Genomic DNA, 17,332 nt, shown 5'->3' with positions numbered 1-17,332 from the left:
GAACCACTGTCAGTAGGTCGGCAGGCTCGGGTCGATCTGCTTGGCCCACGCCAGCACGCCGCCGCCGAGGTGCGTCGCGTCCTTGAAGCCGGCCGCGTGCAGCGCGGCGAGCGCCTCCGCGGACCGCGCACCCGACTTGCAGTGCAGGACGATCGGCTTGTCCTGCGGCAGCTCCGCCAGCGCCTCGCCCGAGAGGATGCGGTCCTTCGGGATGAGCGTCGCGCCCTTGATGTTGACGATCTCGTACTCGTGCGGCTCGCGGACGTCGATCAGGGCGAAGTTGTCGCCGTTGTCGAACTTGGCCTTCAGCTCGGCCGGGGTGATCGTGCTGCCCGACGCGGCCTGCGCGGCCTCGTCCGACACCACGCCGCAGAACGCCTCGTAGTCGATCAGCTCGGTGATCTTCGGGGTCTCCGGGTCCTTGCGGATCTTGACCTCGCGGTACTTCATGTCCAGCGCGTCGTAGCTGATCAGGCGGCCGAGCAGCGGCTCGCCGATGCCGGTGATGAGCTTGATCGCCTCGGTCACCATGATCGAGCCGATGGACGCGCAGAGCACGCCCAGCACGCCACCCTCGGCGCACGACGGGACCATGCCCGGGGGCGGCGGCTCCGGGTAGAGGTCGCGGTAGTTGAGGCCCTTGCCGTTCGGCGCGTCCTCCCAGAAGACGCTGACCTGGCCCTCGAAGCGGAAGATCGAGCCCCAGACGTACGGCTTGCCCAGCAGCACCGCGGCGTCGTTCACCAGGTAGCGCGTGGCGAAGTTGTCGGTGCCGTCGACGATCAGGTCGTACTGCTCGAAGATCTCCAGCGCGTTCGACGAGTCGAGGCGCTCGGTGTGCAGGTGCACCTTGACCAGCGGGTTGATCTCGGCGATCGACTCCTGCGCGGACGCGGCCTTGAGCTTGCCGACGTCGGACTGGCCGTGGATGACCTGGCGCTGCAGGTTCGACTCGTCCACGACGTCGAAGTCGACGATGCCGAGCGTGCCGACGCCGGCCGCGGCCAGGTAGAGCAGCGCGGGGCTGCCGAGGCCGCCGGCGCCGATGACCAGGACCTTCGCGTTCTTGAGCCGCTTCTGCCCGGTCACCCCGACGTCCGGGATGATCAGGTGACGGCTGTACCGGGCCACCTCGTCCTTGGTGAGCTCGGCAGCCGGCTCGACGAGCGGCGGCAGTGCTGACATCGGGTCCTCCATCTCGCGCGGATCGCGTCCATCCCACTATGCACAACGCGCGCCGGCAAACAGACCTTCCCGGGTCCACATGCTGGGAGCTACGGCGTGGGGTTCGGCCAGGAGTTGGTCTTGCAGATCCGGCCGTCCTTGGCCACCTTGCCCTTGTCGCCGCCGGGGATGTCGTTGAGCATCGACACGTAGTCGTCGTTGACGCCGAAGGACTGCTGCATCATCACCGGCGCCGGCTGGTCGTTGCCGCCGCAGCCGACGTGCTGGTTGCCCAGTGCGTGCCCGACCTCGTGGTTGATGGCGTACTGGCGGTACCCGGTCATGTCGGGGCCGTACGCCTTCGCGCCGCGCACCCAGCGGGCCAGGTTGATCAGCACGCGCCCGAGGCTCTTGCGGTAGCAGGACGCCTCGAACTTGATCTGGAACCCGCAGGCGTCCGGCCGGTGGGTGGTCTCCGGCGTGGTGAGGCTCACCTTGAACGTCGGGTTCGGGAAGTTCGCGTCCACCCGCTGGAACGCGATCTTGCCGTCCCAGGTCCAGCCCTTCTTCGGGTCGGACAGCGTGCCCTGTACCGCCGAGGCGAAGGCGTCGTCACCGGCGTAGCTCGCCGGGTCGATGCCGTCCTCGACCTCGATGGTGTACGTGTACAGCTTCCCGGTGCCGATCTTCGGGCCGCTGCCCGGCACGACGTGCCACTTGCCGGCGCCCGCCTGCGTGAACGGGCCGCCGTCGGGCAGCTCGGCGGTCGGCACCTTGAGGTCGACCGGCGTCGCCGGGTTCTCCGGGATGGTCTGCTCGCCGTTGCCGTCGATCGCGCCGCCCGCCGCGTCGCCGCCCGCCGACTCGACGCCGGCGGGAGCGCCCTGCTCGGCGATCGGCTCGGCCGGGCTGTTCGCGGTGTTGACGACGACGAGCACGGTCAGCACGACGAGGATCGGCAGGGCGTAGACGCGCCAGCCGTAGGTCTTGGTGAACTTCGCGAGACCGCCGGCCTTCGGGGGCTCCGGCTTCTCGCGCGGGGTCTCGGCGTGCGGCTTCCAGGAGGCGCTCAGCGGCTCGGCGCTGGTCCGCCGGCTGCCGGGGCGGTAGCGGTCCTCGCCGACGCGCTGGGCGGCCGGCTGCCGGGCCGGGCGGTACTGGCCGGTCCGCGGGGCGTCTCCGGGCTCCGGGGTGCGGCGGGCCGAGGCACGGTGGGGAGCCCGCCGATCTTCGCCTCGCGCGTCGTGCTTCACCCGGTCCACCGCACCAGGGTGCCACAGCGCCACCGAACCGTTATCGGCGACTGAGGCTTATTCTGGTTAGGCCGCCGCAGCCCTCCGCGAAAACCCACTGGTCACCACGGAAGTCATGCGGCGGCCGACGGCTGAATAAGCCTCACCGGCTGACCACCCGCCGATTCGTACTCCCCCGATCGGGCTACCAGGTGCCCGCTTCGACGTGCTCCCACATGCCCAGCACGGCCTTCGCCACGACGATCGGGCGCTCCATCTGCGCCACGTGCCCCGTCCGCGGCAGGACGAGCAGCCGGGCCTTCGGGATCACCCGGGCCGTCCGCAGCGCGCGCCGCACGGAGATGACCCGGTCCTCGCGACCCCACACCACGAGCGTCGGTGCCTGCACCTTCGGCGCCGACGACCAGAGCGAGGACTTCCCGAGCGACGACCACGCCCGGAAGATCGCGAACGTGCTGCGTGCCATGGCGGGCGCGGCCCAGGTGAACCCGGCGCGGGCGCCGTGCTCCTCGGCCAGCTCGTCCAGCCTGCTGTCCGGGAACCGCGACGGGTCGGCGAAGCACAGCTTGATCACCTGCGCGGCGCGTTCACGCGGGCCGAGGGCGGCCAGCTGCGCCCGCACCCGCGCGCCGACCAGCGGCAGGTACGCCAGCGCCATCCGCGGGTCCGACAGCCGCCGCGGGTCCGGGCGGCGGTCCGGCATCGCGGGCGAGATCAGCGTCAGCGTCTTGACCAGCTCGGGACGGCGTTCGGCGATCATCAGCGCGATCGCCCCGCCCATCGAGTTGCCGAGCAGGTGCACCGGCGCGCCGACGTCCTCGATGTGCCGGGCGACGACCTCCGCGTGCGCCTGGAGGCTGAAGTCGAAGCCCTGCTCGGGCTCCGAGTAGCCGAAGCCGGGCAGGTCGGGCGCGGTGCCGCCGGCGACCGGCGCGAGCAGCGCGGCCAAGTCGGTCCAGTTCGTCGACGAGCCGCCGAGGCCGTGCACGTAGACCGCGGGCACGCCGTCCGGGCCCGGCGTGCGGCGGACGTGGAGGCGGGCCGTGCCGACTTCTTCGAAAGTCGCCGGCCAAGGCGGGAGTATCGGCTCCAGGGACGGCAATTCCCTGGTCGAAAGGGGCACGTGGGTCAGCGGCGCCCGCGTGGTCGCGGCGGTGTTCACGGATCCAGGATGCCCGACACTTGGCAAGGCATACATACCGGCGAGTAATCTTCAGGACGACTTCACGCGGTGGCGACCCCGCCCGTCGAAGGTGTGAAGACGGGAGGATGGGCATGACGGAGATGACACGGCTGCAGCAACGTGGGGTGCGCCTGCCCCGGACTGAGCGCCGGGCCCAGCTCCTCGCCGCGGCGCAGCGGGTCTTCGCCGAGAACGGCTACCACGCCGCCGCCATGGACGAGATCGCCGAAGTGGCCGGTGTCAGCAAGCCGGTGCTGTACCAGCACTTCCCCGGCAAGCTCGACCTGTACATCGCGCTGCTGGAGAGCCACGTCGACGAGCTGGTGAAGCGCGTGCAGACGGCGCTGGACTCGACCACGGAGAACCGCCAGCGCGTCCCGGCGACGGTCGGCGCGTTCTTCGACTTCGTCAGCAACGACGCGGGCGCGTTCCGGATGGTGTTCGAGTCCGACCTGCGCGGCGAGCCGGCGGTCCAGGAAGCGGTCGACCGCGCGACGTCGGCGAGCGTGGACGCCATCACGGAGACGATCACGGCGGACGCCGGCCTCGACGAGGACAAGGCGCGGCTGCTGGCGGTGGGCCTGGTCGGGATGAGCCAGGTCAGCGCCCGGTTCTGGCTGCAGCACCACCAGTCGATGAGCCGCGAGGAAGCGGTGGCGCTGACGGCCAACCTGGCGTGGCGCGGCATCGGTGGCGGCTTCCCGCTCAAGGACTCCTGAGAGGCGTGCCGGCCACCTCGCGAGGTGGCCGGCACGAACTCGGTCACCGTCGCGCGGCCACCCGGACCAGCGCGGTGATCTGCCGGGCGACCTCGAACGGGCGCTCCTGCGGCAGCATGTGCCCGGCGCCCGGGTAGCGCACGAACTCCGCGTGCGGCAGCTCGTCCGCGATCACCTTCGCGTGCGCCAGTGGGCAGAGCCGGTCCTTCTCCCCCGCCAGCACCACCGACGGGACGTCGCACAGCGCCCCCAGCCCGCCGACGCCGCGGTGGGCCGCGATCGCATCGAGGAACAGCCCCGCGCTCGCCGGGTGCGCGCTCAGCAGCTGCTCGACGACGCTGTCCACCTGCACCCGCCCCGGCCGGTCGCCGAAGACCAGGCGCCGCGCCCCGGACCGGACCAGGCCCGGTCGCAGCCGCAGCGTGTCCGCCTTCAGCCGGGCGAGCAGGCGGGCCACCCGCGGCTCGAAGCGCGTCACACCCCGGCCGACCAGGCCCGGGAACCCGAGCGTCAGCTGGTCCATGTCCCCCGACGACGTCGCGACGAACGCCGCCCCCGCGAGCCGCTCCCGGACGAGCGCGGGGTGCCGTTCGGCGAGCACCATCAGCGTCATGCCGCCCATCGAGTGCCCGGCCAGCACCAGCGGCCCCGCCGGGACGCGGTCGGCGATCACCTCGGCCAGGTCGTCGGCCAGCCGCGAGATCGTCGCCGAGCCGGGACGGGCGTGCGCCGAGCCGCCGTGGCCGCGCAGGTCGTAGCGCAGGACCCGCACGCCGGGGTCGAGGTGCGGCAGCACGAAGTCCCACGTCCGGTGGTCCTGCGTCCAGCCGTGCACCAGCACCAGCGTCACGGCGGAGTCGGCGGGCCCGGACTCGGCGATGTGCAGCGCGGCGCCGTCGCTCGCGACGAACCGGTGCGCGATCGACGGGTCACGCAGCCGCGCGGCGGTCGTCACCGGCCCGCCGGGAGCAGGAACGACTTGCGCCAGAAGTACTTCCCGGGCAGCCCGACCAGGCCGGACTCCTCCAGGAACGGCATGATCTTCTCCCCCGCCCACGCGATCGTCCCCTGCCAGTGCGGGTTGTTCAGCGCCGCTTCGACGCCGTCACGCGGCCGGATGCCGACCGCCTTGTAGACGTTCGGGTTGATGAACGCCCGCGTCACGAAGTACGAGATGAGCGCGATGATGAACTGCTGGTAGCCGATCTCGGCCTTCGACAGCTTCGCCATGCCGCGCGTGACCTCTTCGCGGGCGAAGGTGACGTGCCGCGCCTCTTCGAGGACGTGGATCCGGTTGACCATCCGGACCAGCGGCTGGACGCCGTCGTCGTTCATCTGCTCGCGCTGCAGCCGGTCGAGCACCTCCTCGGCGACCAGGATCGCGCCGTAGCGCGCCGGGCCGTAGGAGATCGTCGGCATCAGCTTCGCCAGCTTCCGCAGCCACGGCACCGGGCCGTAGGCGGGGCAGCCGATCCGCGACGCCATCCGCGCGAACATCGTCGAGTGGCGGCATTCGTCGGCGATCTCGGTGAGGGCGAACTGCGCGTGCGCGGACGTCGGGTCCTGCTCGTAGACCTCCTTGAGCAGCATCTGCATCAGGAGGATTTCGAACCACAGTCCCGTGGTGGCGACGCTCGCGACCTCGTGCTTGCCCAGCTCGATGCGCTGCTCGGGGGTCAGCTTGTCCCAGAGTTCGGTGCCGTAGAGCGAAGAGCGCTCGTCGAGGATGAAGCGCTTGCCCTCGACCAGGGGCGCCGTCCAGTCGATGTCGACGTCGGGGTCGTAGAACTTGTTCGCCGACGACTTGAGCAGCCGCTCCGCGGTCTTGTCGCGATCCGGTTCCTTCAGCGTCCGCGTCATTGCCGACCACCCCTTCCGAAACATGTAACTTGAGGTAACAGTTACCTCTGGTAGCATCCCTCCCGTGATCGAACGTGTCAAGCGCTCCGGCAAGCAGTCCAAGCCCTCGTCGCGCGACGAGGAGGCGACCGGCGACGCCCGCCGCGACCGCTGGCGCAAGCACCGGATCGCGCGGCGCAAGGAGTTCGTCGAAGCCGCGTTGCGCGCGCTCGACACGCACGGCCCGGACCTCGGCATGGAGGACGTCGCCGCCGAAGCGGGCGTCACGAAACCCGTGCTGTACCGGCACTTCGACGACAAGGCCGACCTCTACGTCGCCCTCGGGCAGCGCGGCACGGAGATCCTCTTCGAGCGCCTGATCCCGGCGATCAACGCCGAACTGGCGCCGGTCCCGCGGATCCGGATGGCCCTCGACGCGTTCTTCACGGTGATCGAGGAGCACCCGAACCTGTACCGGCTGCTGGCGCACGGGCGCCCGGAGAAGCCGGTGTCGTCGGACGTCGTGGCCGAGGACAAGGAACTGATCGCGACGGCGCTGACCGCGCTGCTCGGCGACTACATGCGGATGTTCAACATGGACTCCGGCGCGGCCGAGCCGTGGGCGCACGGCATCGTCGGCATGGTCCAGAACACCGGCGAGTGGTGGCTCGACCGCCGCTCGATGGGCCGCGACGCGGTGGTCGAGTACCTGACGCAGATCATCTGGGCGGCGATCGACGGGCTGACCCGCCAGCACGGCGTGGTCATCGACCCGAACCTGCCCCTGGAAGCCAACAAGGTGGTCCAGCTGGGCCGCACGGAGTCCGATTCGCTGGAGGAGACGTCATGAGCGACCACGACGAAGACGGCTACAGCGGCGAAGCGACCCTGGTGGTCGACGGCGTCTCGCTGACGACGACGGTGGAGCTGCGCGGGTACTTCCAGCCGATCGACGGGTATTATCGCTGGTACGGCCGGGTCGCGGTGAACGAGGAGCTGTCGAAGCTGGCGGGCGGCAAGAAGAAGCCGGTGTCGATCCAGGCCGGCGCGCATTCGGCGACCGGCGAGCTGTCGGACCCGGACCCGTGGGGGCGGTACCGGATCATGGGGACGAGCACCCCGCCGTTCCACGTGCCCACGACGCTGGAAGAGCTCAACGCCTGAAGCCGGGTCGGCCGACCCGCGCGGCGGCCGACCCGGCCGGATCAGGGGTGACGCGGGCCGGGCAGCGGGCCCGGCAGCTCACGCCCGGGCAGCCAGCCGTTCGGGATGTCCGTCGCGCGCCACTTGCGGACGCTCAGGCGCACGGCGGTGACCGGCGCGGCCAGGAACGGCGCCGCCTCGGGCACCTTCGCCACCAGCAGGTCGCGCACCAGCGCGTCGTCGTCGGCCGGGACAACCTCGGCCAGCGCCTGGGCCTGCAGGAACGGCTGCATCGGCGAGCCCGTCGACACCACCACCGAGACGACCGGGTTCTCCCGGACGGCGGCCAGCGTGCGGCCCCGGTCCTCGAGGACGAGGTTCAGCGTGAACGGTCCGCTCTCGGCGAAGTACACGCCGCCGACCCACGGGCCGTCGCTGCCCGAGGTCGCGAGGAACATCGACTTGTGCGCGGAGAGGGTGTTCCGCACGAGATCCGCCACGTCGCTCGCCATCGGCTCGACAGTGGTCATGCTGGGTGCTCCCGGGGGTCGTCCGTCCGGGTCCCGTGACACCGGATCGCTCGCCGAAGTTAGGCGGCGGAATCGCGACACACCAAGGAGAACCGACCGATCCGGTGAACCCGAACGCACGAAGGCCACCCCGGGAGAACCCGGGATGGCCTTCGCGACGGCTGCGAGTCAGTCGCCGACGCCGAACCCGACCTTGCGGACGTCGGACGGGGCGATCTCGACGTACGCGATGCGGTCGGAGGGGACGATGTACTTGCGCCCCTTCTCGTCGCTGATGCGGAAGAGCCCGTCACCGGCCGTCAGGGCCTCGGCGACCAGCTTCTCCACCTCGTCGGGAGACTGGCCACTGGACACCACCAGCTCGCGCGGCGTGTCCTTGATGCCGATCTTGACCTCCACGTGGGACCTCCGCTGGAAATTCGTAAGGGATGTGCTCGGCAAGGCTAACCGAACGGGCTCGTTCCGGTGGCGCATGTCCGCGCTCGACCGCGTCGTCACTTCCGGGTACTCCATCGGGATCAGCCCAGGCCGAGCGCCTGCATGCGCTTCGTGTGCCCTTGTTGCAACCGCCGGAACAGCGCCGCAATTCCGGAGAGGTCGCCCGATCCGCCGATGATCAGCTCGGCCAGCCCGTCGCGCTCGGCGACGACGTACTGGGCCTGGGTCAGTGCCTCCCCCAGCAGGCGGCGGCCCCACAGGGCCAGCTTGTCACGGGTCTTGGGATCGGCTTCGATGCCGGCCGCGACTTCGCGTTCGGCGAACGCCGAGTGGCCGGTGTCGGCGAGCACAGTGAGCACCAGGTCCTTGGTCTCGGGGTCGAGCCAGCTGGCGATCTCGCGGTAGAGGTCGGCGGCCAGTCCGTCGCCGACGTAGGCCTTGACCAGCGACTCCAGCCACGACTTCGGCGGCGTCGACGCGTGCCAGGCGTCGACCTGGGCGACGAACGGCGTCATCGCGTCTTCGATCTTGACGTCGTGACCGGCCAGGTGCTGGGCGAGCAGGCCGTAGTGACCGATCTCCGCGGCCGCCATCTGCGCCAGCGCGGCCCGCCCCGCCAGGGTGGGGGCGCTGCGCGCGTCTTCGGCCATCCGGTCGAACGCGGACAGTTCGAGGTAGGCGATCACACCCAGAAGGTCGACTACGCCTTCTGAGATCTCTTTCGGCTCGGTCACGGGGGCAGGGTATCGCCGAAGCACCCGGGCGTGTCGGGACGAGACCGATCACACTGGTTCCGGCGTGCCGGGTACTGTCGAAAAACTGCTGACCAGGTACACTGCGATGGAAACAGAAGCTTCCGTACGCCATACCGGCGTCGGGAACAGGCAGGTCACGTTGGCTTGCCGACGTACTGCAATGTGCGTGCACGCCTCTTCCGGCATTCCCGGGACGGACCGGTTCCGCGCTCCAGATCAGCGCCAGGGACCAGGGTTTACTCCCGGTCGAGTGTCGAGCGGACACACGGCTGTGCGCGCTGGTCACGAGAGAGGCGATCACCCTGACCGCAGAAATTCCCACAACCGAACAGACCCCCGCCGTCGCGCTGGAACACAGCGAGACCGGCCCGGCCGCGCTCGACACCTCCCACCCGCTGCAGGCGGGGGTCGAGGTCGAGCCCGAAGCCCCGACCTTCGCGTCCTTCGGCGTCAAGCCGGAGATCGTCAAGGCCCTCGGCGAGGCCGGCATCGAGCGGACCTTCGCGATCCAGGCGCTCACGCTGCCGCTCGCGATGGCCGGCGACGACCTCATCGGCCAGGCCCGCACCGGCATGGGCAAGACCCTGGGCTTCGGCGTCCCGCTGCTGCACCGCGTGCAGGTCCCCGGCGACGGCACCCCGCAGGTGCTGGTCGTGGTGCCGACCCGCGAGCTGTGCATCCAGGTCGCCAACGACCTCAAGGGCGCCGGCAAGCACCTCGGCATCCGCACCCTGGCCATCTACGGCGGCCGCCCGTACGAGCCGCAGATCGAGGCGCTCCGCAAGGGCATCGACGTCGTGATCGGCACCCCGGGCCGCCTGCTCGACCTGGCCGAGCAGCAGCACCTCGTGCTCGGCAAGGTCCGCGGTCTCGTGCTGGACGAGGCCGACGAGATGCTCGACCTGGGCTTCCTGCCCGACATCGAGCGCATCCTGCGGATGGTGCCGGACGAGCGGCAGACCATGCTGTTCTCGGCCACCATGCCCGGCCCGATCATCACGCTGGCCCGCACGTTCCTGCAGCAGCCGACGCACATCCGCGCCGAAGAGAACGACGCGAGCGCGATCCACGAGCGCACCACCCAGTTCGTCTACCGGGCGCACTCGATGGACAAGCCCGAGGTGATCGCCCGCGTGCTGCAGGCCGAGGGCCGCGGCCTCACGATGATCTTCAGCCGCACCAAGCGCACCGCGCAGAAGGTGGCCGACGACCTGGTCGAGCGCGGCTTCGCGGCCGCCGCCGTGCACGGCGACCTGGGCCAGGGCGCCCGCGAGCAGGCGCTGCGCGCGTTCCGCTCCGGCAAGGTCGACGTGCTGGTCGCGACCGACGTCGCCGCCCGCGGCATCGACATCGACGACGTCACGCACGTCATCAACTACCAGTGCCCGGACGACGAGAAGACCTACGTCCACCGCATCGGCCGCACCGGCCGCGCGGGCCGCACCGGCGTCGCGGTCACCCTCGTCGACTGGGACGAGATGCCCCGCTGGAAGCTGATCTCGGACACCCTCGGCCTCGACAAGCCGGAGCCGGTGGAGACGTACTCGTCGTCGAAGCACCTGTACGAGGACCTGGGCATCCCGGAGGGCACGAAGGGCCGGCTGCCGCTGGCCAACCGCACCCGCGCCGGCCTGGCCGCCGAGGAGGAAGAAGACCTCGGTGGCAAGCGCCGCGGCCCGCGTGGCCGGGGCAAGGCCGGCGAGACCGCCTCGGAAGACGCGCCGCGCAAGCGCAACCGCACCCCGCGCAAGCGGACCCGCGGTGGCTCGCGGGCGGCCGAAGCGATCGAGGCCGCGGACAACGCCGCTGCCGCCTCTTCGGACGATGCTCCGGCGTCGTCGGAGGGACGTACCCGGACGCGTCGCCGCACCCGCGGCACCGCACCGGAAGCGACCGGCCCGGCCACCGAGAAGGAGGCCGGCGAGAACGCCGAGCGGCCCGCTCGGCGGCGCCGCCGTCGCCGTCCCGCCGCGACGTCTGATACACCTGCGTCGGCAGACTGAACCTGAGCGCGGGGGTCCCGGCACGTGAGCGACGTCGAGAAGACGCCTGAAGAGACTCCTGAATACGGCTCGGAGGACGTCCTCGAGGACGTCGAAAGCACTCCGCCCGCCCCGCGGGTCAAGGCGCGTCGCTCGCCTTGGAACCGCGGGCGGGACCGGGTGATCGCGGCGCTGGTCGCGGTCGCCGCGCTCGCCGCCGCGCTGGTCATCGGCGTGACGAGCGACAGCGCGGCCACCGACCGGACCGAGGCGGCGGCACCCCCGCCGCTGCCCGCGGCGCCGGACGCGGTGCCCGGCTCGCTGGCCGAGCTGTGGAGCGCCCGCAGCGGCGCGACCCCGATCCCGGTGGTGGCGGGCGACGCGGTGGCGACGGCGGACGGCGGCGAGGTCGCCGCCCGCGACCCGCTGACCGGCCAGATCCGCTGGCACTACACGCGTGACCTGCCGCTGTGCACGCTGAACGAGACGTGGGGGCGGCTGAACGCCGTCTACCACAAGACCGAGAACTGCAGCGAGGTCACGCAGCTCGACCCGGGCACCGGCCGGATCACGGCGCAGCGCAACGGCAACGCGGAGCTGGGCACGCAGCTGGTGAGCGACGGTTCGCACGTGACGGCCACGGGCAAGAAGCTCCTGACGACGTGGCGCGACGACCTGGTGCAGAGCGCCGAGTACGGCCAGGTCCCGGCGCTGGTCAACGCGGGCAAGCAGCCCCGCACGGGCTGCACGTACGGCACGGTCGCGGCGGCGTCGGGCAAGGTCGGCGTGATCGAGCGCTGCCCGGGCGACCCGGCCGACCGCCTGACGGTGTACAAGGCGGCCCCGGAGAAGGACGACGAGCCGTCGGTGGCGTTCAGCAGCGTGCTGGCCGGCAAGCGGGCCCGGGTGATCGCGATGTCGGGTGACCTGACGGCGGTGGTGCTGCCGGACCAGAAACTCCTGGTGATCTACAACGGCGACGGTTCCCAGCGCGCGGCGTACCCGCTGGACGTGCCCGCGGCCGACCTGGCCGCGGATCCCCCCGCGGGCGTCGAGGCGACGACCCAGACGACGCAGAACCTGTACTGGTTCAGCGGGTCGAAGATGCTGGCGCTGTCGCGCGACGACCTTTCGCCGCGGTGGACGTTGAGCAGCGCTTCGGGCCCGGGGATCGTGTTCGCCCGGCAGCTGGTGGTCCCGATCAAGGGCGGCTTGGCGGTGCTGAACGAGAACGACGGGTCGACGATCCGCACGGTCGGGGTGGACCGCCGCGGGTACACGGGAGTGGTCCGGCTGGGCGCGGCGGGCCCGGTCCTGCTGGAAGAACGCGGCGGCACGCTGACGGCCTTGAAGTAAGGGCCGACCCTCCAGGCACGCGAGCCGACCGCCTGGGTACGCGAGCCGACCCTCCGGGTACGCGAGGTGGCGGCTTCGCTTCGGGCTCAGGTGAGCCAGAAGAGGGTCAGGGCCGAGACGGTGAAGAGCACGACCGCCAGGCCCGCACCCGCGGCCGGGGCACCGTCGCGGCGGTCGGCGACCCGCTGGGCCAGCAAGGCCAGTATCGCCGCCACCGGGTGGCCGATCAGCAGCACCGCGCCGGGACCGGGGGCGCCGGTGTTCAGGTCGATCACCGCGACCGCGAGGACACCGATCGCCAGGACCGTGAGACCGGCGGCGAGCGAGCCGGTGAATCCACGCCACCAGCGGCCGCCGGGTTTCGGAGGCTCGGCGGGTGCCTCCGCCTCGGGTTCAGGGGCGGCATCGGCCGGCTCGATCAGCTCGGGCTCGACACGTTCCTGAGGAACCGTCTGCGCCTCAGCCGCGCTGGGACCGTCAGTCGGCCGCTCGGTCTCCTGCTCCGGAACCGCCCGCGCCGCAGCTGCGCTGGAACCCGCGGCCAGCGGCTCGGTCTGCTGCTGCGGAACCGCCCGCGCCTCAGCCGCGCTGGAACCCACGGCCAACGGCTCGGTCTCCTGCTCCGGAACCGCCCGCGCCGCAGCTGCCGGCCCAGCCCCAGCCTCGGACTCCGCGTCAGACCCGCCAGTGGGCATGGGCACCGTGGACAGTTCGTCGGTGTCCGGTGAAGCCACTTTTCCTCCCGGTCAGGGGGCGAGCAGGTCCCAGGGCTGCATCTGCGGGGCCGCTTCCTGCCCCGCCTTGCAGCTCGGCCTGAAGTCGCACCAGGCGCAACGGCGGTCGGGGCGGGCTGGGAACAGCACGTCCTCGTCGCCGCCCGCGTCCAGGGTATCCGTGGCCAGCCTCAGGTCTCCGGCGGTCTCGTCGGCGCGTTGGAGGTGCCTGCGCAGGCTCTCCGGGGTGTGCTCGGCCGCCGCGATCGTGCCCGTCGGGAGGTGGTGCAGCTCCACCGTCGTGCACGGCATCCGCAACGTCCGCGCCGCCGCCACCGCGTACAGCGCCAGTGCCTGCGACGCCCGGGCCTCGTACTCGTCCGGCGGACGGCGTCCCGTCTTGTAGTCGACGATGACCAGCTCGCCCTCGCGGGCGTCGATGCGGTCCGCGCGGCCCTCGATGATCATCGACGGCTTCTCCCCCGGCGCCGGGCTCACCGGCGCCGACACCCACCGCTCGAGCCCGACCGGGTCGTGGCTGACGTCGTTGTCCTCGACGTACTCCGCCACCCACCCCTTGGCCCGCGCCCGGTAGCGCGCCGCCTGCTCCTCACTCTCGAAGCCCGCGTCCTTCCAGAACTCCGCCACCAGCGCCACCGCCCGCTGCGGCACCCGCTTGAGCACCGGCAGGTCGAACAACGCCCGCAGCGCGTTGTGCACCACCGCACCGAGCGTGCTGTGCGCCCACGGCCCCGTGCGCTGCGGGGTCGGCCGTTCGAGGTACGCGAGCTTGTACCGGCGCGGGCAGTCGTCGAAGGTGGCCAGCCGCGCCGGCGACACCTTCGTGAGCCGCACCGGTTGCGCGACGCCGAAGTCGAACCCCATCTGCTCCTTCACGCCGCCCACGCTACGCACCACCACCGACAGTTTTTCCGGGGGTTCGGGTGGCGGAGCCCCCGACGTGGGGCGAAGCCCCAGATGTCACCGACACTTTCCGCGCGGGGCGAGCCACCCCGCGCGGAAAGTGCGGCTACCGCACGACGAGCACCGTGTGCGTCCCGCCGGAGACGGCCAGCGGCCCGCCGTTCCGCACCGGCTTGCCGTCCAGCAGTACCAACCGCCCGGCCGGCACCACCAGCGAACCGGACGTCCCCCGAGGAGCCGTCACCGTCAACGAGAACACCGAACCCTGCTGAGTCCACGAAGCCGACAACGCGCCCTTCGGCGTCGGCACCGCTCCGCGTGCCCACGAAACGGAACCCGGGTGCGGCGCAACCGTCCACGTCGCGAAGCCCGGCGAGGCCGGTGAGACGCCCAGCAGTTCGTTGGTCAACGCGGGCACGACACCCGTCGACCAGCCGTGCGCCGCCGACGTGTACCCCTGCTCGTAGTGCGAACCGCCGTCGCCGATGCCCTCCCACGCCGTGATTCCCGGGTCATGGGACGTCATCCAGCCGTACATCCGCTTGATCTGGTCGATCGCCGACGCCGCCTGCCCGGTCCGGAACCGGGCCTGGATCTCCGGGAACGACGTGAACGCATACACGCGCTTCGTCCCGTCGGAGACGAGAGTGTCGTTGTCCATGAACGGATTCCCGTAAGGCAACGCCCCGGCCGCCAGCCGCGCCAGCGCCGAAGTGGCCTGCGCCGGAGACGCGATACCGGCCAGCACGGCCTGGCTGTTGCCGTCCTGCCCGTGGCGCACCGCGCCCGTCCCCGAATCGAGGTACGCCCCCGCCGCCGGGTCCCACAGGTACTGGTTCACCGCCGCCGCGACGCCGGAGGCCCGCGAAAGCCACCGATCCGCGTCAGCGGCGTGCCCGGTCGCCCGCGCCAGACCCGCCGCGCCCTGGAGCGCCCGGACGTACAACGCGTTGTAGTACGTCACTTCGCCCGTACGCGGCAGGAACGCGTAGTCGCCGTAGCCGCCGGTGCCGTTGAGGCCCTTCGCGAGCAACCCGCGCGAATCGGTGACCGACGGGTACCACGCGTCGAGCGTCTTCACGAGCTGCGAGTAGTACGAAGACGCGTACGCGGTGTCGCCCGTGTAGAGCACGTAGTCCCAGCTCGACGTCACCCACCAGAGCGGATAGTCGAACAGCGGCAACGTGTAGTTGTTGATCGACGCGGGCGGGATCCAGCCGTCGGCCCGCTGGTGGTCGGCCAGGTCGGCCAAGACGTTGCGAGCCGCCGTGCCGTCCTGGTGCGTCAGGTACTCCGTCAGCCCGGACACCGCGACGTCGCCGACGTACGGGTCCCGGTCGCGCTTGGCGCCGTCGTGCAGCACCAGTTTCCCGTCCAGCGACGGGGAGAACGCGCCGCGTGGGTCCACATCGGACTCGCGGAAGGTGTCCATGCCCAGCTCGTTGGTGTACGACGCCGCGTACCAGTAGCGGTTCAAGGCGTCATCGGACGACTCGAACCAGCCCTTGTAGCTGCTCGGCGTGCCGAGGAACGGCGTGAATTCGAGCGAGACGCCGTTGATGCGCACCTCGCCGGAGGGCTCGGTGAGCGGCGCGTCCGACGCCAGCGCGTCGAGGCTGATCCGCAGGTAGCGGAAGCCGCGCAGGCCGTCCGCGCACACCTGGGTCCCGTTGGCGCAGCCCTTCGTGTCGCGCCAGACGGTCGGCGTCGCCGGCACGGCGATCTGGTCGCTGCCCGGCCCGCCGGAGAAGTCCGAGCGCGAGAAGTCGGAGCGTTCGCCCAGGTACTGCTGGGTTTCCGAGGTCGACACCCGGATGCCGGGGTGGTTCGCCGACGCGCCCGCGAACGAGATCTTCGGGTACCCGGCGACGACCTTGCCGAAGTCCACCACCGCGACCGGCACCGGCGGGTCGGCCACCAGGCCGGGCCAGACCTCGTTGACGCGGCTGAACTCCCCCGATGGCGTGTTCTGGTCCTTCGTCACGGTGATCCGGACCTGCGTGGTCGTCACCGGCCGGTCGAACGCGACCGCGCGCTGGACGGCGGTGTTGCCGCTCACCGAAGCCGCGACGCGCCACGCGCCCGCGTCCAGCACCTCCACCGTGTAGTCCTGCGGCACACCGTCCACACTGGACAGAATCGTGACGCCGGGGAGTTCGACCGGTGCGGCCGAGGTGATGGTCAGGACGTCGGGGTAGGCGCCGATCGTGTCGTCGTTCCAGAACGTGTCCGGGTTGCCGTCGACGGCGTTGCCCGGCTCGTACGTCCGCGGCTGGCCGTTCCCGCCGTTGTTCGGCGCGTGGAACGACGACGCGGCCGCCGTGGTCCCCGCCGGCCAGGCCGGCTTCGGCGGCGGCGCCTGCCGCTTGAACGTCGTGACGCCCCGGCCCAGCAGGCCGTTCGGGTTCGTGACGTCGCCGCTGGTCGACAGCACCTTCACCGGCTCGACGTCCCGGCTCGACGGCGCGACGACGTACTTCTGCCAGCCCGGGCCCGGCAGGGCGGTCGCCGCCGGCGCCGCGACCACGCCGCTCGCCACCAGGACCGTGACCGGCAGGATTGCTCTGAGCCACTTCATCGAGGCCTCCGCAAGGCGTTTGAATCGTTTCAACCGCTGGGTTGAGGTTCAATCTGCGGGAGGCGTGCCAACGATGTCAACGAACCCGCCGGTTCCTGTCCGGCAGGACAACCCGAAAGGCGGGGTCAGTTGCCGCCGGCGATGAAGCCCCGGACGGAGTTCGCGACGAGCTCCACGGCGATGGCCGCGAGCAGCAGGCCGGCCACCTTGGCCAGCAGCGTGATGCCGCTTTCCTTGATCAGCCGGATGACGACGCCGGAGTAGCGCATGCAGATGTAGATCACGAAGTGCGTCATCACGATCGCCAGCGCCAGCGCGATGTACGCGCCGATGTGGCCGTCGGCCTGCCGGACGAACACGATGGTCGCGGCGATCGCGCCGGGCCCGGCCAGCAGCGGCGTGCCGAGCGGCACGAGCGCGACGTTGACGTCTTCGGTGGCCGCCTCCTGCTCGTGGCCGCCGCCGGTGAGCAGCTGCAGCGCGATGAGCAGGAGCAGCAGGCCGCCGGCGCCCTGCAGCGCCGGGATGCCGATGCCGAGGTAGGCCAGGATCGCCTGGCCCGCCACCGCGAACAGGCTGATGACCAGCAGTGACACCAGCACGGCCTGGCGGGCGGCGCGCGCCCGCGTCGCCACCGGCTTGCGGCCGACCAGGCTGAGGAACACCGGCACGGTGCCGGGTGGGTCCATGATGACGATCAGGGTGATCGTCGCGCTCATGAAGAGCTTCGCGTCGAAGAAGTCGGCGATGGCCAT

17 protein-coding genes are annotated in these 17,332 nt (G+C 71.2%); 5 read left to right on the top strand and 12 right to left on the bottom strand.

The features are described from left to right. Positions 1-9: 9 nt before the first annotated feature. The 3 genes from moeZ to QSK39_RS38460 all read right to left on the bottom strand — a co-directional run bounded on the left by moeZ (position 10) and on the right by QSK39_RS38460 (position 3,615). A complete protein-coding gene (gene moeZ, locus QSK39_RS38470) occupies positions 10-1,185 on the bottom strand; it encodes an adenylyltransferase/sulfurtransferase MoeZ (protein WP_285482719.1) in 1,176 nt (391 codons plus the stop codon). Between the two features lie 89 nt (positions 1,186-1,274). After that, positions 1,275-2,426: a DUF3152 domain-containing protein gene (locus QSK39_RS38465; RefSeq protein ID WP_285482718.1), complete on the bottom strand. Its 1,152-nt coding sequence runs from the start codon at positions 2,424-2,426 to the stop codon at positions 1,275-1,277. 175 nt (positions 2,427-2,601) lie between these two features. Further along, positions 2,602-3,615 (bottom strand): alpha/beta fold hydrolase, encoded by a 1,014-nt coding sequence (locus tag QSK39_RS38460; RefSeq protein ID WP_285482717.1) that lies wholly within the window; start codon positions 3,613-3,615, stop codon positions 2,602-2,604. Positions 3,616-3,692: 77 nt separating this feature from the next. Between QSK39_RS38460 and QSK39_RS38455 the strand changes: the two genes are divergently transcribed. Continuing rightward, positions 3,693-4,319, top strand: coding sequence for a TetR/AcrR family transcriptional regulator (locus tag QSK39_RS38455; protein WP_125307066.1), 627 nt, complete (start codon positions 3,693-3,695; stop codon positions 4,317-4,319). A 43-nt stretch (positions 4,320-4,362) separates the two neighbouring features. Here the strand turns inward: QSK39_RS38455 and QSK39_RS38450 are convergent, their stop codons facing one another. Next, positions 4,363-5,274: an alpha/beta fold hydrolase gene (locus tag QSK39_RS38450; RefSeq protein WP_285482716.1), complete on the bottom strand. Its 912-nt coding sequence runs from the start codon at positions 5,272-5,274 to the stop codon at positions 4,363-4,365. Continuing rightward, entirely contained in the window at positions 5,271-6,179 is a 909-nt protein-coding gene (locus QSK39_RS38445; RefSeq protein WP_285482715.1) for an AurF N-oxygenase family protein, read from the bottom strand. Before QSK39_RS38445 ends, QSK39_RS38450 begins: the two co-directional genes overlap by 4 nt. Before the next feature lie 55 nt (positions 6,180-6,234). On the opposite strand from QSK39_RS38445, the gene QSK39_RS38440 reads away from it, so the two are divergent. Both QSK39_RS38440 and QSK39_RS38435 read left to right on the top strand, forming a co-directional pair. Beyond that, a complete protein-coding gene (locus QSK39_RS38440; protein ID WP_285482863.1) occupies positions 6,235-7,008 on the top strand; it encodes a TetR/AcrR family transcriptional regulator in 774 nt (257 codons plus the stop codon). Continuing rightward, a complete protein-coding gene (locus QSK39_RS38435; protein WP_285482714.1) occupies positions 7,005-7,322 on the top strand; it encodes a DUF4873 domain-containing protein in 318 nt (105 codons plus the stop codon). Before QSK39_RS38440 ends, QSK39_RS38435 begins: the two co-directional genes overlap by 4 nt. Before the next feature lie 41 nt (positions 7,323-7,363). On the opposite strand, the gene QSK39_RS38430 is transcribed toward QSK39_RS38435, so the two are convergent. The 3 genes from QSK39_RS38430 to QSK39_RS38420 all read right to left on the bottom strand — a co-directional run bounded on the left by QSK39_RS38430 (position 7,364) and on the right by QSK39_RS38420 (position 9,003). Next, entirely contained in the window at positions 7,364-7,831 is a 468-nt protein-coding gene (locus tag QSK39_RS38430; protein ID WP_285482713.1) for a pyridoxamine 5'-phosphate oxidase family protein, read from the bottom strand. A gap of 168 nt (positions 7,832-7,999) precedes the next feature. After that, positions 8,000-8,230 carry a DUF3107 domain-containing protein gene (locus QSK39_RS38425; RefSeq protein ID WP_284747446.1) on the bottom strand — a complete coding sequence of 77 codons (231 nt, stop codon included), beginning with the start codon at positions 8,228-8,230 and terminating at the stop codon, positions 8,000-8,002. A gap of 119 nt (positions 8,231-8,349) precedes the next feature. Then, entirely contained in the window at positions 8,350-9,003 is a 654-nt protein-coding gene (locus QSK39_RS38420) for a ferritin-like fold-containing protein (RefSeq protein WP_284747445.1), read from the bottom strand. Between the two features lie 554 nt (positions 9,004-9,557). Between QSK39_RS38420 and QSK39_RS38415 the strand changes: the two genes are divergently transcribed. Together QSK39_RS38415 and QSK39_RS38410 are read left to right on the top strand one after the other, a co-directional pair. Further along, positions 9,558-11,027: a DEAD/DEAH box helicase gene (locus QSK39_RS38415; protein ID WP_285482712.1), complete on the top strand. Its 1,470-nt coding sequence runs from the start codon at positions 9,558-9,560 to the stop codon at positions 11,025-11,027. Between the two features lie 24 nt (positions 11,028-11,051). Beyond that, positions 11,052-12,362, top strand: coding sequence for an Rv3212 family protein (locus QSK39_RS38410; protein WP_285482711.1), 1,311 nt, complete (start codon positions 11,052-11,054; stop codon positions 12,360-12,362). An 86-nt stretch (positions 12,363-12,448) separates the two neighbouring features. Here QSK39_RS38410 and QSK39_RS38405 read toward each other — a convergent pair whose 3' ends face one another. The 4 genes from QSK39_RS38405 to QSK39_RS38390 all read right to left on the bottom strand — a co-directional run bounded on the left by QSK39_RS38405 (position 12,449) and on the right by QSK39_RS38390 (position 17,332). After that, complete coding sequence (locus QSK39_RS38405) at positions 12,449-12,961, bottom strand: hypothetical protein (RefSeq protein WP_285482862.1); 513 nt, start codon at positions 12,959-12,961, stop codon at positions 12,449-12,451. A gap of 147 nt (positions 12,962-13,108) precedes the next feature. After that, a complete protein-coding gene (locus tag QSK39_RS38400; RefSeq protein WP_285482861.1) occupies positions 13,109-13,960 on the bottom strand; it encodes a RecB family exonuclease in 852 nt (283 codons plus the stop codon). Between the two features lie 145 nt (positions 13,961-14,105). Continuing rightward, positions 14,106-16,577, bottom strand: coding sequence for an alpha-L-rhamnosidase-related protein (locus tag QSK39_RS38395; RefSeq protein ID WP_285482710.1), 2,472 nt, complete (start codon positions 16,575-16,577; stop codon positions 14,106-14,108). Positions 16,578-16,702: 125 nt separating this feature from the next. After that, a complete protein-coding gene (locus QSK39_RS38390) occupies positions 16,703-17,332 on the bottom strand; it encodes a MarC family protein (protein WP_285482709.1) in 630 nt (209 codons plus the stop codon).

Origin of the sequence: Amycolatopsis sp. NBRC 101858 (assembly GCF_030269325.1) — a bacterium.
Lineage (GTDB): Bacteria > Actinomycetota > Actinomycetes > Mycobacteriales > Pseudonocardiaceae > Amycolatopsis > Amycolatopsis ponsaeliensis.
Note: the sequence above shows the minus strand (reverse complement) of the source record. Positions and strands in the feature narration are given on the sequence as shown.